The following is a 13,873-nucleotide window of genomic DNA, read 5'->3' as shown; positions in this document are numbered from 1 at the left end:
CATCGTCACGATAGCCGGGCCATTTTTCTTTAATCTGGTCTAATTGGCGCCCTGGCAGGTGACAGCTGCGGAGGGCCCCGTCGAGGTCTGCGACGCGATAGACGTGCCATCCACACTGATATCGCAGGTGATCGTCGAGCCCGTTGCTCCGAGCTGGCCAGCCAGGCGCAGAATGCTGTTGCTGAACGCTCCGTCGGCGATCGTCACCGTCTTGGACCAGGGCAATGTCGCGTCGTCTGCCTGAGCCAGTGATACGTCTGCGCCGTCGACGATGACGTAGGTGAGCGAGGTCGACGAGCTCGCGTCGCTGGTGATCGAATAGACGACGACGTGCTCGTCTGTCGCCTCGTCGTTCGCGGCGGCGCATCCGGTGAGCGCGAGTGCCGACAGTGCGAGCACACCGGCCGCGAGTAGTTTGCGCATGGTCGCATCCTTCTTTCTTTGCCTCTGGCAGTCTCGCAGACTCGCATCTCATGGGAATCCGCGCCCGTGGTGGACGACGACGAAGAGGCCCGAGGTCAGTGCGACCTCGGGCCCCTTCAGCGCGGAACGGCGCCTCAGCGCGCCCTAGCTCAGTCCCACTTCACAACCGGGTTGTCAGAAGCCATGTCGACTGACGGCTTTCCGAGCGCAGGGGCGAAGTAGATCGAGCAGCGCCCGGTCGCTCCGTCTTTCGTGCAGTCGGCGGTGACGGTCGGCGAACCGATGTACTCGCCTTCCACCAGCGTCGGGTTGTCGTAGCTCGGCGTGGCCTTGAGCGAGTCGAGCGTGGCGTTCGCGTCGGCGCTGAGGCTCCGAGTGATCGTGCCGTCGGCCAGCTGGGTTCCATCGCTGATGGTCGCGGGAATGTCGATACCGCATCCGGCCGTCAGCGTGGTCGAGGCGATGCAGGCGTCGACCGCCGACCGCACGAGGCTGCGGAACTGCTGCAGCGCCTCGTCGGTGAGGGCGGGCTTGATCTCGCTCGTGTCGGCAGATTCGTACGACTCCGTCACGGTCACCGTGGTCGGGCCGGTCAGCGTAAAGTTCTTCAGCGAGGTGGCCAGCTCGTACGTTCCGGGGAACACGTCGACCTGTTCGGCGTCGACCGCCACGCCGTTGATGGTCAGACCGAGGCCGTCGAAGGAACGCGTGTAGATGGAACCGGTACCGCCGCCGATCTCCCACTTGCCGTCGTCGTCGTAGTCGGACGCGGTGAACGTGGTGCTGACGGGCTCGCCGTTCATCAGGTACGACGCCGTCACATCGGCGGAACCGCTGTCGCCGTCTGACTTGGGTACCTCGATCTCGGTGATCGGGCCGAGCTTGTTCGAGGCCTCCAGAGCCTCGTCGGTCAGCAGCGTGCTGTCGCTGGGAGGCGAGCCGAGGTAGCTGAGCGCGGTCTTGGCATCGCTTTCGGAGATGGCGGTCAGATAGCCCTCGACCGCGTCAGAGGGAGACGATGCCTCAGACGAGGTCTCTCCGCCGCCCCCGCCCCCGCCGCCACCGGAGTTGCCGGCGATGCGCGACACGCCGAAACCGACCCCGATGACGAGGAGGAGGACCAACACGATCGCTCCGCCGACGATGCCGATGATCGCGCCGGTGCCCAGCTTGCCCTTGGGCTTGGTCGGCGGCGTGTACGCACCTCCGGGCTGCGAGCCGTACTGCGGAGACGCGTACGGTGCGGCGCCAGGCTGAGGTGCGGAGCCGTACTGCGGCGGCTGGGGTGCGCCCGAGTTCTGGGGCGACGACGGAGCCTGGGGAACATAGGGCGCCTGCGCTGCGGGCGGAGCGGGCGGCATATACGGCTGCTGCGGTGCCCCTGGGGCAGGCGGGGCAGGAGGGGCAGGTGGAGTCGACGGACCAGTCGGCGCCTGAGGCGCTGCGGGTTGCTGCGGCTCGGAGGGTTGCTGAGGCGCTGCGGGCTGCTCTGGCTCTGAGGACGTCGGCGGAGTCGCCGGTGCGTCCGGCTCGGCGCCGGCGCCGGGGAAGGCGGGCAACGGGTTCGCACCGTGCTGGTCTGGGGCCTTGTCGTCGTTGTCGCTCATGGGGTCCTTCTCGTTCAGGGGGTATCGGCTCTACACAGTGTGGCGTCTGACGAAGTCGATCGCGAGGCGCAGCGCGGCAAGTCCCTCGGGCCGGTCGAGGTCGAATTGGTATTCGTGCCCGAGCGCGGGCGCGTGATCGTGGGGCCAGAAGAGGCGTGTCACGTCGACACCCAGCGACTCGAGTCGTGCCGCGAACGGCTTCGCCTGGGCGTCTGTCAGCGGATCGCTGTTGCCTCCGCTGATGAAAGTCGGCGGAAAGGAGGCCGTCGCCCGGCGCATCATCGACATCTGTTTCAGAGAGGGCGACGAGGCGAAGCCGAGCCCTCCGATGTAGGCGTGGAGCGCCGCCCGGTTGCCCCATCCGATGATGCCGGTCGAGCGCAGAAGTCCAGACATCTCGTAGATGCCGCAGTGCAGAATCACGCCGCGCACCTGCTGGGCGGTGAGCCCAGGCCGGATGCCGAGCTCTGCCGCGTAGGCCGGGTCGCTGATCGCCGTCGCCAGCTGGCTCGAGAGCTGGGCGCCCGCGGAATCCCCGGCCAGCACGATGCGATCCGGGTCGACGTTCAGCTCGTCGGCGTGTGCCACGACATAGGCGTGGGCGTCGTTCAACTGGTGAACGGCGCCCGGGTAGCGACTCGCGGGGCCGCGCGTGTAGTCGAGGCTCACGACGGTGAAGCCCGCCGCGGCGAGCAGCTCGAAGTACGGCGCGGCGTTGGCTCGCCCGCCCGAGATCCACGCGCCGCCGTGCGTCCAGATCACGGTGGGTCGAGGAGCCGACGTGCCGGCCGGCCAATAGGCATCCAGCAGCGCCTGCGGGTCGTGCGGGCGATACCGGATGCCGGTGGTCCGGTCGACGCCGCCCGGCGAGTGTGCGCGCAACGCCTTCAGAACCCGCGCCCCGTCACGCTCGAAGACGGAGCGCACGATGAGGGCGGAGGGCCAGGGGCTGAGCTTCCACGCGGAGACCGCTGCTGCCGCAGCGACGCCGGCGAGCACCACCCAGCGGGTGATCGCGCGTGCTCGTCGCCCGCTCATCGCCACGCCCCCGTGATCGCCTCGGTGATGGCGTCGCGCATGTCGGAGTCGTCGATCGACGACTCGCCGTCGCCCGCCTGCAGGCCGTAGTCGCCGAACGCGGCGTGATTCGCGCCGTCGATCTCGACGAAGGTCGTGCCGGCAGGAAGGGCCGCCTTGTTCGCGTCGATCTTCTCGGGTGTGCTGAGCCCGTCGTCGTTTCCAGACAGAGAGACGACCGTCAGAGCGGAGCCGGACAGGTCGTTCGCGCAGTACGAGCCGAAGAGCACGAGACCCCTCACCTCGGGAGAATCGGCGTACATGCAGGCCTTCACGCCTCCGAGCGAATGCCCGCCGACGTACCAGTCGGAGACGCCCGGAGCGAGCGCGGTGAAGGCGGAGAGAGGCCGGGTCTCGAAGAGACCGAAGTTGAGGAACGGGCGCACGATCACCACGGTGTATCCGGCGTCGACGAGCCCCGACAGCTTGTAGGCGTAGGCGACAGGTTCGATCTTGGCACCCGCGATGAAGACGAGACCCTCGCCGTTCGGATCAGAGGCCGGAGTGAGCACCACGGAGTCGCGCGAGTAGTCGATCAGAACGGCTGGATCGTCGGCGACCTCGGCGAGGGGCTCGCGCTCGGCAGCGGAGGTCACGTTGGCGTAGACGAGAAAACCGCTGGCCCCCACGACGATCGCGGCGACGAGAACGATGACGGCAGTGCGCAGCGCACCACGACGGCGGGAGGACATGGGGCCAATTCTCCCTGATCGTGCGACGCTGTGAGGATGGATCTCGAGGTGACAGACCAACTCACCATCCCGGCGGCGGAGCTCGCCTGGCGATTCTCGCGATCGTCCGGCCCGGGTGGCCAGCACGTCAACACGTCCGACAGCCGCGTGCAGCTGACGTGGAATGTGGCGGATTCCCTCGTTCTCGGCGAATCGCAGCGGGAGCGGCTCGTGAGCAGGTTGGGCCGACGTCTCACCAACGGTCGCATCACGGTGACGGTCTCTGCGCAGCGCTCTCAGCTGCGTAACCGCGAGACCGCTCTCGAGCATCTCGGCGACATCGTGCGCGAGGCACTGGCGCCTGCCGCTCCGCTCCGTCGCGCGACCAAGCCCACGAGAGGCTCGGCCAGGCGTCATCTAGCAGGAAAGAAGCGGCGGTCGGAGACGAAGCAGCAGCGACAGCGCCCCTCGGCTGACTAGCACCCTGGGTGGGTCGCCCCTGTCAGTTCTCTTCGGTTGTGGGCGGCGAGTGCCGCGCGATGGCGTCGGCCGCCCTCACCAGCGCGAGATGAGACAGGGCCTGAGGGGTGTTGCCCATCTGTCGACCCGCGGCCGGGTCGTACTCCTCCGAGAGCAACCCGACGTCGTTCGTGAACGAGACGAGCCTGTCCATCAGAATGACGGCGTCGTCCAGTCGGCCTGATCCCGCCCACTGCTCGACCAGCCAGAACGAGCAGGCCAGAAACGGATGCTCGCCGGCCGGCAACCCGTCGACGTCGCTCTCGGTGCGGTAGCGCATCACCAGCGAGTCGTTGAGGAGGTCGCTCTCGATCGCCTTCACCGTGCCGAGCATGCGCGCATCCGTCGGGGTGCAGAACCCGGTCTGGGGCAGGAGAAGCAGAGACGCGTCGACCTCGGTGCTGCCGTAGTACTGCGTGTAGGTGCCGCGCTGGGCATCCCACCCGTTCTCCTCGATCTCGGCCCGCACCTCGTCGCGCAGCTTCTCCCACTTCTCAGCGGGTCCGTCGAGCCCGAACTCGCGCACGCCGCGCACGGCTCGATCGAGGGCCACCCAGATCATGACCCGCGAATGGGTGAAGTGCTGCAGCTCGCCCCTGATCTCCCAGATGCCGTTGTCGGGCCTGGTCCAGTTCTCTTCCACGAAGCTCATCAGCGCCCTCTGCAGCGGCCAGCTGAACTCGGTCTCCTCTGCGCCCGCGAGACGCGCCTCGTGCAGCGCCATCATCACCTCGCCGATCACGTCGGCCTGGTACTGCAGAGCGGCACCGTTTCCGATGCGCACGGGAGACGCGCCCTGGTAGCCGGGCAGGCTCGTGATCTCGCGCTCGGGCAGGTCTCGTTCGCCGGCCAGCCCGTACATGATCTGGATGTCTGCGGGGTCGCCCGCGATGGCGCGCAACAGCCAGCCGCGCCAGTTCACCGCCTCTTCTGCGAAGCCGTGCGAGAGCAGAACCTGCAGAGTGAGAGACGCGTCGCGCAGCCAGACGTAGCGGTAGTCCCAGTTGCGCACGCCGCCCTGCGTCTCGGGCAGCGAGGTCGTGGCGGCGGCCACGATGCCTCCGGTGTCCTCGTGGCTGAGCGCACGCAGAACGAGCAGCGAGCGGATGACCTCCGGCCCGTACGGCCCCTCGTGGGTGAGCGACTTCGACCACTCGGCCCACCACGCTTTGCTCGCGGCGACGCGCTCGGCGAAATCGAGCTGTGCCGGCGGCTGCCGGTGCGACGGGAACCACGTCAGCGAAATGTCGACGTGGCTTCCCTCTCGAACCGCGAACCGGCCCTGGTGCCGGGTGTCGACGGCGGTGAGTCGGGGGCCCCGGCGCACCAGGGCATCCGGGCCCGCGATGGCGACCAGCATCGGATGGCCGTTCTCGCTCGACTGCCGCACCCAGGGCACGGCCGTCGCGTATCCGAACCGGATCACCAGCTCTTCGATCATCTCGACGTGCCCCGAGACCCCGCGAACGCGCCGCAGAACGTCTGCGCGTCGGTCTCCGTGCGGCATCAGATCGGTGACCTCGACCACGCCGGTCGGTGTCGTCCAGGTCGTGACCAGAACGAAGGAGCTGCCGTCGTAGACGCGGGTGGCGGTGGCGTCGGGGGAGCTCGGCGCGAGCAGCCAGCGCCCGTGGTCCTCGGCACCGAGAAGCGCGCCGAACGTCGAGGGGGAGTCGTAGCGGGGGAGGCAGAGCCAATCGATGCTTCCGTCGCGACCGACGAGGGCTGCCGTGTGGCAATCGCTGATCAGGGCATAATCTTCGATGGCCAGGCTCATGACCCCATCCTGACACCATCCAGCTGTGAGCTGCGCCGACGACTAGCCTGTCTACCATGTCGAAGAAACTGTCATCGTTGATCATTCTCGGAGCATCGGGAGACCTCACGTCGCGTCTGCTGCTGCCCGGTCTCGGCCAGCTGCTCGGCGAGCAGAACGAACGTCATCTGCAGCTGATCGGCGTGGGGGGCGCCGACTGGAGCGACGACGATTTCAGGAAGGTCGTCGACACGGCATTCTCCGCCGTCGACTGCACCGGACCGTCGGGTGAGCACACTCGAACGACGGCCACCTACCTCAAGGCCGACGTCACCGACCCTGCCGTCCTGCAACAGCTCATCGACTCGTGCGAGGTCGCACCCGCGATCTACTTCGCCCTGCCTCCCGCCGTCGCCGTCGCGGCGTGCGAGGCGCTCGAGAAGGTGAAGCGGCCGGCGGGTCTGACCCTGGCCCTCGAGAAGCCGTTCGGCACCGACGTCGCGAGTGCCGAGGCACTGAACGCCCAGCTCGCGCGCCTGGTGCCCGAGAACCAGATCCATCGCGTCGACCACTTCCTCGGTCGCTCGACCGTCTTCAACCTCCTCGGCCTGCGCTTCGCGAACCGCATGTTCGAGCCGATCTGGAACGCCGAGCACATCGAGAAGATCGACATCGTGTACGACGAGCAGCTCGGACTCGAGGGCAGGGCCGGCTACTACGACACCGCCGGTGCACTCATCGACATGATCCAGAGCCACCTGCTGCAGGTGATGGCCGTGGTCGCCATGGAGCCGCCGTCGACGCTGGGTGCCGACGATCTGCGCGACGCGAAGGAGATCGTGCTGCGCGCGACGAGCCTGAAAGGTGGCGACCCGTCGACCTCGTCGAGGCGCGCACGCTACACGGCCGGTGACGTCGACGGCCGCGAGATGCCGGCCTACTCGAAGGAGCCCGGCGTCGTCGCGTCGCGCAAGACAGAGACGCTCGCCGAGATCACCGTGCAGGTCGACACGTGGCGCTGGATGGGCGTGCCCTTCACCCTCCGCAGCGGCAAGGCGCTCGCGGAGCGGCGTCGAGAGATCGCCATCACCTTCAAGAAGGCCAACCGCGTGCCGACCGGGCTGACCGGCACCGAGCATCCGAACGTTCTGCGCATCTTTCTGGCGCCCGACAAGATGTCGCTCGAGGTCAATGTGAACGGGCCGGGAGACCCCTACGAGCTCGAGAAGACGCAGCTCGAGGCGATGTTCGGCGACGGTCAGCTGCTGGCCTACCGCGAGGTGCTCGCGGGAATCCTCGATGGAGATCCGTCGCTCGGGGTTCGCGGCGACTCGGCCGTCGAGGGATGGCGCATCGTCGCGCCCGTGCTCGAGGCGTGGCGTGCAGACGACGTTCCGCTCGACAGCTACAAGGCCGGGTCGAAAGGCCCGAGCGGCTGGGCGCCGATCGGCTGACCGCCTGTCTACGCGAGCGAGACGTAGCGTCGAGGCTTGCCCTCGCCGAGATCCGACAGGCTCTCGCGGCGCACGACCGTGACGGGGCGACCGAGAAGTGCTTCGAGCGTGGTGGCGATCCGGCGCGCGTCGCCGCGCGCGACGACGGCCTCGACCTCGCCCGTCGCATCCTGGGTCACCGACCAGCCGTGCGCGCCGGCGGATTGCAGCTGCTGCGTGAGATCGACGCAGGCGACGCGCGAGCCGTCATTCGCCAGAAATGTCGTGGCTTCGCGGCCCTCGAGATCGGCGATCGCGGCTCGCCCGTCGACCTCGACGAGCGTGCCGTAGTCGCTCGTTCGATAGCGCACGAGAGGCAGCAGAGGGTTCTCGCCAGCTGTCACCACGATCTCGCCTCGCTCGCCCCGAGCCGCGGGCAGGCCGCGCTCGTCGACGATCTCCACGTGCACCCGGCGGTCGAGAATGACGAACGGCCCGCCATCGGCACTGGATGCGATGGGCCGGGTCTCGTGCAGGCCGTAGATGTCGATCACGGGGCAGCCGTAGGCCGCGACGAGCTCGGCTCGCAGGGCGGCGCTGAGTCCCATTGCTCCCGAGAAGATGACGAGGGGCCGGAGAACGGCGACGAGTTCGGGTGCGAGCAGTTCTGCGAGGGAGGTGGGGCTGCCGCTTACGGCCTGGGGATTCTGGGCCTCGAAGAACCGGGCACGCGTGGAGCGGTCGGGCCACTGGCCGTCTGTCAGATTGAGGCGGGCCATGGTGGCCTGGTCGAACGAACTGATCACCGACGCATAGGTGAATGCCTGGCGCTGGTGCACGACATGGGCGAGCGCCATCCGATCAGGATCCGGTGACCAGTCGACTCCCTGCTCCGCCGCCAGCGCGACGAGAAGGTGGAAGGTTCGCGCGGTGTCTTCGATGTCGTCGGGAATGAGGAGCGCCCGCCCCGTGCTGCCCGAGCTCGATCCGTGCACCGCCTGCTCCAGATTGGCGTCGAGCGGAACGAATGCCGAGACGTCGTTCACGAGGTCGTCACGCGTGATCAACGGAAAGTCGGCGAGCGTCACCAGCTCGTCAGCGTGCCGCCGATAGGCCGGCAGCCGACGGGCCACCTCGAGATGCCGCTCGAGCCAGCCGTCGACAGGCAGCGGAGTGCGCACCCGCAGCGCGGCTTCGGCGCTCAGCCTGTCGCCCGTCGCGTGCACCCACGCCGGGGCCAACGGATGCGTGCGCAACGCCTCGAGGCGTCCTGCGCCCGCCGGCGACAGGCTCGGCCAGCGCTCCGAGTCGTCGAGCGCGATCTGACCGCCGGGAGTGTATTCAGCGATGGCGAGAGGATCGTCTGCTCTGTAGCTCGATGTCATCGCGTCGCTCATTCGTGCGTGTATCGGGCGGCGGCCTCGCGGGCGCGTGCCTTCTGGAGTGTGCGTGTGACCTCGAGGCGGTGCGCATGTTCCGCGGCGGCTGCGGCCAGTGCGCTGTTTCGCTGCAGCGAGTCCCTCATGACCAGCAGGGAGCTCGCCGTGTCGCGATCCTCCCCTCCGGGCAGCTGCCCCGACCAGAAGAGAAACGTGCGCGCGGCCTCGTCGCGTCGCTCGGCGTCGCTGATCCACTCGGCGGGGTCGACGACGGACGCGAGTCGGAAGGCCATGGCGGCCAGGACCCGTGCCGCGTGGCCGCGCGCCAAGGGGGGATCGAGAGCTCCGAGCTCTTCTTCACCGGCCCACAGCCACAGCGCCATCGCAGCTCCACGCCGCGCAGCAGACGAGCCCGTCGAGGTCACCTCGTCGAGAACGGACACGACCTCGGTCAGTTCGGGCGTGCGACCGCGGTCGGAGCCGAGAACGTCACCGGCCAGGGCGACGACTCGCACCCGATCATCGAGAAATGTCTTGGGCACGGCCCCGATCCTGCTCGCGACCGCATCGGCTGACGGCCCGGGCGCGAGCTGAGCCCAGACGGCGTCGATGTTCTCATTCCTGCTGAGCCAGCGCTGCAGGAGCGCCTCGGCCGAGGAAGGCTCGGGCGCGGGCGCCGGGCCAGACGTTCCCCGAGCCTTCGCGCGATCAGCCACGACGACCTCCCGGGGTGACGTGGTCGGATGCGCGGGGCTCGGCAAGGCGCCGGGCAAGCCGCGCGCAGGCCGCGGGTGCGTCGTTCATGGTGTCGATGTACTCCACGTCGTAGCCGGCCGCGGCGGCCGGGTCTGCCATCTGGTGGGTGCGGTCCTCGATGATCAGCGTGCCGCTGTCGAGCACGCGGCGCACGTCGAGTGCCGTCGTCGAGAACTGCTCCTGACCCGCGCCGAACATCGACCGCAGCCCATCGTCGGAGAGCACCACGACGTGCCGCCGCGCGACGGTGTCGCCGGCTCCACGATCGCTTTGCGTATCGCGGTAGCGACTGCCGTAGACGTCGAGCGGAAAGGTCGTTCCGCCTCCGAAGTAGAAGGTGAGGTCTCGCAGAGCCTCAGCGCGGTCTCGGGTGAAGCGGTTGCCACCGGCCACCTGGCCTGGTCCGGCGAAGGAGGTCACCCGCACTCGCCCGCCGCCGCGCAGCACGCTCAGGATCAGGATCGTTCCGGCGAGCACGGCTGGAGATCCGACGCGCGGCGCCCGCATCGAGCCGGACGAATCGATGTAGATGTCGAGCCGCACACTCTCTCGCTGGTCCGGAGGCGCGTCGGGAAGCACCGCCCGCAGCCGGGTGGTGACGCCCGGAACGACGGTGGGATTCAGAGAGAGCGTCGCCGCCCAGTCGAGTGACGCGATGTCGTCGTCGATGTTCCACTGCTCGAGGGCGCCAGGGATGGTCTGATCGATGGAGCGCGGGCGCGACGAGGGTTGGGTCATCGGCTTCACCCACCGTCTCGCCTCGGTGATGTACCAGGCTGCGATCACCTCGTTCGCGTCGGCCGCCGAGTAGAGTTCGAGCGTTTCAGCGACGCCGTAGCCCTGGCCCAGCGCGTCACCGCGTGATGCATGGTCGGCCGGCTGCATGCCATGCTCAACCGACGACGTGGCCATCGTGCCCGCTTCGCGAGCCTTGGTGACCGCCGGATGCTCGGGGGTCTCGCGCAGCCGCGGGTCGCCGAGCACCTCTTCGAGCTCGCCCGCCGTAGGAGGAGCGCTGCCCGCTTGACCCGCGCATCCACCGTCGACCGCGTGTCGGTTATGACTCGACGGCCCAGTGGGGCTGGCAGCCGACGTGAGGTACGGGGCCATCAGCATGCCGAAGCGCAGCGCGCCGCTCTCCGGATCGTTGCCGAAGGTCCTCACGGTGTCGGCAAGCAGGCCGGCGTCGAGCTCGGGATTGGTGACGACGAATTCCGCCCACTGCGCCTCGGCGGCGAGGCGTGCATCGACCGCGGCGGCCGCGGCGACGGCCTTGGCCCGCTGCTTTTCGTTGGCGGTCGCCTGAGGAGTGGTCGGCGTCGCGCGCTTCGTCGGTTTCACGGGACGCGGCGGCGGCGAGAGGGGGCACAGAAACCCCGCGGGCTTGCTCCACAGAATCTCGTAGGAGCGCAGCACGACCCACCACAGCTGGTCGGTCGGAGGCGTCGCCGACAAGACGCCCCACATGCGGATCATCTCGGGATCGGCCCCGGGCACACCGTCGCGCTGCCGCTGCATGGCGGCGACGCGGGTGTTGATCAGCATGTCCGACCAGAGATTCGACAGTATCTGTGCCTTCGCGTCCGGCTCGGGAATGAGGTCGCGGCCGGTCGCGGCTATGGCTCGAGCCATCTGCTGTGCGATCGCGAAGGAGGCGACTCGGGTGCTGGGCGAGAGCACGTGATGGCCGATCTCGTGCGCGAAGATCGATTCGTAGAAGCCGCCGACCCCGTTCCGATCGGCCTCGCTCGGGTCGACGACCACCTGAGGGGGGAACGAGAACCAGGCGAAAGACGGCATGCGCGCTCCGGGTTGCAACACGGGGTCGTGCAGATGCACGCCCCAGAGTGCCTGAGCCGTGTCCCACGCCACCCGCTGCCGTTCGTCGAGAGGGTGCTCGCGGCTCGCGAACAGGGGTGTCACGCGGCCTGCCCCAGAACGAGCCAGGCAAGATACGACGTGTCGAAGACGGCGACTCGGATGGGCCACGCCTCGGATGCCGCGGGCTCGGCGCGGGGCCGGGTTACGAGGTCGGGGCCGCCCTCGGCCCGGCTCAGCCTCGTGCCGAAGATGTCGGCCTCGAGGCGCCAGACTTCGCCGTCGGCGAGGGTGATGAGAAAGTCGCCGTCGGGTGACAGCCGCTCAGCGCTCGCCGGGGGAGCGGTCCAGGGCCCGCCGAGCCCTCGAAAGCCACCCACCCGGGCGACGACGACCTCTCCTGAGCCCCGCGCGGGCCATCCGAATGGGCTCTCGGCCTGGCATCGAACAAAATCCGCCAGCTCGCCCGCCTGCAGGCCGAGGGCGCTCGCCAGCACCGAGGCCGTGACCGAGCCGCTCTCGAGCGCCTCGGTGAGCCGACCCAGCGCATCCTGCCTCAGGTCGAGCACACCCGAGCGCCATGCCGCCAGCGCGGCGAGGGCCAAGACGGTCTGTGTCATCGGCTGTTGCGTCGATCCGCCTCTCTCGAGCTCGAGCTCGAGCGATGTGCCGAAGAAACGGGTGTACAGCTCGGGGTCTCCGCCCCACGACGCGACGTTGGCGCTCGCGAGCCGAGCATCGAGGCCCTCGACGGCGGGGAGCGGCGAGGCAGTCGTTCGGCCGAGGGTGTCGTTGACCGTGTGCCCCGGACGCCTGATCATCGTGGTCGGCTTTCGAGCCACTGCAGGTAGTTGCTGTAACGCTGGTGCAGATACTTCAGCGCGACGAGGTCGTCGAAGTGCCGCCCGTAGAGCTTCTTCTGGCGCGAGATCACCTGGATCTGCGACTCGATCGCGGTCAGCCTGCGCGAGCCCTCTACCTGGCTGACGCCGTCGAGGCCCTGAGCGAAGGTAGCGAGTAGCTCGCCTACGGCATCGCTCTTGGCGAGTCCGAGCGACGCGAACTGCCGGCAGGACTGATCGAAGAGATCGGCGAGCCAGCTGATCGAATCGGTGGCGAGCTCGCGATCGGCGCCGGTCTCGAAGCGGGGGTGGAGTTCGTTCGGCAGCAGCTTGCCGCGAAGAGAGAAAGGAAGCACCGCCGCGACGTCGTCGAGGCCGACGGCCGGTACGCCCCGGAAGTAGGCCATCGCCTTCGCGTACGTGATGAGCGATTGCAAGGCGCGGGCCGACAGGCTGTTCGTGGTCTGGGCGCCGATGTCGACCTGCAGATCGGCTCCCGTATTGCTGTCGATCACCTCGCCGACCTGGCCGCCGCCGGTCATCACCGTGTCTTTGGTGCGGTACTCGAAGCGTCGCCCACCGTGCTGCACGAACTCGAATTGGCTCGCGAAGAACTCGAGTTGTCGACGTACCGTGCGCGGAACGGGAACGGCCCGGATAGCCGCGGCCAGCGCCTGTTGCTCGGCCGGCGCGAAAACGAGTTCTGCGGGAACGTGCTCTTCGGGCTTCTCGCCCGCCTCGACCCGGGTGATCAGCTCATCGAAGAAGCGACTGTTGAAGCCGAGAGCGGCGACGGTCACGTCGACCCGGTCCTTGAGCGCCTGGATGACGGGGAAGGTTCCGCCTCCGGCATCATCATTGGCCGTGAAGAACCAGCTCTCGACACCCGACTCGGGTGCTGTCGAGAGCATCTGGTCGTAGCTCTCGACGTACCCCTCCGCCACCATCGTGAGGAGGGCCGACTGGGTCTTGGTGGGAATCCGGTTGTACTCGTCGATGATCTTGACCGGTCTCGTGAGCCAGCCTCGCCAGGCGATCTCGATCTCGGGCAGGCTGGCTGCGTTGACGAGGTCGCGCGGCAGCGGCATCCCGACGAGATCGCCGACCGTGAGCTGGGGCTGGCCCTGCTGCACACTCCGGCGCACCTCCTGCGGTGTGCCCCCGGCGATCACCCCCATCAGTACCGCGAGGGTCGTCTTGCCGCGACCGGGCCCGCCGACCAGAAGGCACTTGCCGCCCAGGGCGAATGTGAGCAGGGGCAGCAGAACGTTCGACGAATACGACTGGTCCGTCGGCAGGTGCAGCTCGGCGCCGGCGTCGCCCAGCGGAAAGCTGAGGGGTGCGTCGAACGAGAACTCGATGTCGTAGAACGGCGAGATGACGGCCCTGTTGACCAGCCAGTAGTAGACCTGACGCAGCTTCTCGTCGAGCGCGACGTTCGGCTGCGACGTGTGCTCTCTGAACAGGTCTTCGGCAGTGAGGCCAGGGTGGGATGCCCCTGTGCCGGTTCGCGTGGGTGAGGCCGAGATCTTGTTCCAGCGATTGGGCATGATCTCAGTCTAGAAAGGGGCAGACCGCAGGAGTGTTACTCG

Annotated in this window: 12 protein-coding genes; 2 read left to right on the top strand and 10 right to left on the bottom strand. The window is 68.3% G+C overall.

From position 1 onward, the window contains the following. Nucleotides 1-39: 39 nt before the first annotated feature. From ASE64_RS02225 to ASE64_RS02210, 4 genes are all read right to left on the bottom strand, one after another. Nucleotides 40-423: an MmpS family transport accessory protein gene (locus ASE64_RS02225; protein WP_055775312.1), complete on the bottom strand. Its 384-nt coding sequence runs from the start codon at nucleotides 421-423 to the stop codon at nucleotides 40-42. A 149-nt stretch (nucleotides 424-572) separates the two neighbouring features. Then, on the bottom strand, nucleotides 573-2,030 hold the full coding sequence (locus ASE64_RS02220; protein ID WP_156351599.1) for a hypothetical protein: 1,458 nt from the start codon (nucleotides 2,028-2,030) through the stop codon (nucleotides 573-575). A 30-nt stretch (nucleotides 2,031-2,060) separates the two neighbouring features. Continuing rightward, nucleotides 2,061-3,068 carry an alpha/beta hydrolase gene (locus tag ASE64_RS02215; RefSeq protein WP_055777301.1) on the bottom strand — a complete coding sequence of 336 codons (1,008 nt, stop codon included), beginning with the start codon at nucleotides 3,066-3,068 and terminating at the stop codon, nucleotides 2,061-2,063. Further along, nucleotides 3,065-3,799, bottom strand: coding sequence for an alpha/beta hydrolase (locus ASE64_RS02210; protein WP_055775305.1), 735 nt, complete (start codon nucleotides 3,797-3,799; stop codon nucleotides 3,065-3,067). The genes ASE64_RS02215 and ASE64_RS02210 overlap by 4 nt, the downstream gene beginning before the upstream one ends. A gap of 36 nt (nucleotides 3,800-3,835) precedes the next feature. Here ASE64_RS02210 and arfB point away from each other — a divergent pair, with 36 nt between their 5' ends. Further along, entirely contained in the window at nucleotides 3,836-4,258 is a 423-nt protein-coding gene (gene arfB, locus ASE64_RS02205) for an alternative ribosome rescue aminoacyl-tRNA hydrolase ArfB (protein WP_055775303.1), read from the top strand. A gap of 22 nt (nucleotides 4,259-4,280) precedes the next feature. Here arfB and ASE64_RS02200 read toward each other — a convergent pair whose 3' ends face one another. After that, nucleotides 4,281-6,074, bottom strand: a complete 1,794-nt coding sequence (locus ASE64_RS02200) for a glycoside hydrolase family 15 protein (RefSeq protein WP_055775300.1) — start codon at nucleotides 6,072-6,074, stop codon at nucleotides 4,281-4,283. A 56-nt stretch (nucleotides 6,075-6,130) separates the two neighbouring features. Here ASE64_RS02200 and ASE64_RS02195 point away from each other — a divergent pair, with 56 nt between their 5' ends. Continuing rightward, nucleotides 6,131-7,507: a glucose-6-phosphate dehydrogenase gene (locus tag ASE64_RS02195; RefSeq protein ID WP_200920081.1), complete on the top strand. Its 1,377-nt coding sequence runs from the start codon at nucleotides 6,131-6,133 to the stop codon at nucleotides 7,505-7,507. Nucleotides 7,508-7,515: 8 nt separating this feature from the next. On the opposite strand, the gene ASE64_RS02190 is transcribed toward ASE64_RS02195, so the two are convergent. The 5 genes from ASE64_RS02190 to ASE64_RS02170 are packed head-to-tail and all read right to left on the bottom strand — an operon-like array spanning nucleotide 7,516 to nucleotide 13,831. Then, nucleotides 7,516-8,883 carry an AMP-binding protein gene (locus tag ASE64_RS02190; RefSeq protein WP_055775294.1) on the bottom strand — a complete coding sequence of 456 codons (1,368 nt, stop codon included), beginning with the start codon at nucleotides 8,881-8,883 and terminating at the stop codon, nucleotides 7,516-7,518. Continuing rightward, nucleotides 8,880-9,581, bottom strand: a complete 702-nt coding sequence (locus tag ASE64_RS02185; protein ID WP_156351598.1) for a phosphohydrolase — start codon at nucleotides 9,579-9,581, stop codon at nucleotides 8,880-8,882. The genes ASE64_RS02190 and ASE64_RS02185 overlap by 4 nt, the downstream gene beginning before the upstream one ends. Beyond that, nucleotides 9,574-11,544 carry a VWA domain-containing protein gene (locus tag ASE64_RS02180; RefSeq protein WP_055775288.1) on the bottom strand — a complete coding sequence of 657 codons (1,971 nt, stop codon included), beginning with the start codon at nucleotides 11,542-11,544 and terminating at the stop codon, nucleotides 9,574-9,576. The genes ASE64_RS02185 and ASE64_RS02180 overlap by 8 nt, the downstream gene beginning before the upstream one ends. Further along, on the bottom strand, nucleotides 11,541-12,260 hold the full coding sequence (locus tag ASE64_RS02175) for a hypothetical protein (protein ID WP_055775285.1): 720 nt from the start codon (nucleotides 12,258-12,260) through the stop codon (nucleotides 11,541-11,543). The genes ASE64_RS02180 and ASE64_RS02175 overlap by 4 nt, the downstream gene beginning before the upstream one ends. Beyond that, nucleotides 12,257-13,831 carry an AAA family ATPase gene (locus ASE64_RS02170; RefSeq protein ID WP_055775281.1) on the bottom strand — a complete coding sequence of 525 codons (1,575 nt, stop codon included), beginning with the start codon at nucleotides 13,829-13,831 and terminating at the stop codon, nucleotides 12,257-12,259. The genes ASE64_RS02175 and ASE64_RS02170 overlap by 4 nt, the downstream gene beginning before the upstream one ends. Nucleotides 13,832-13,873: the final 42 nt, after the last annotated feature.

The sequence above is a fragment of the Agreia sp. Leaf210 genome (assembly GCF_001421485.1).
Classification (GTDB): Bacteria; Actinomycetota; Actinomycetes; order Actinomycetales; family Microbacteriaceae; genus Agreia.
This window is presented reverse-complemented; position numbering and strand designations above follow the sequence as displayed.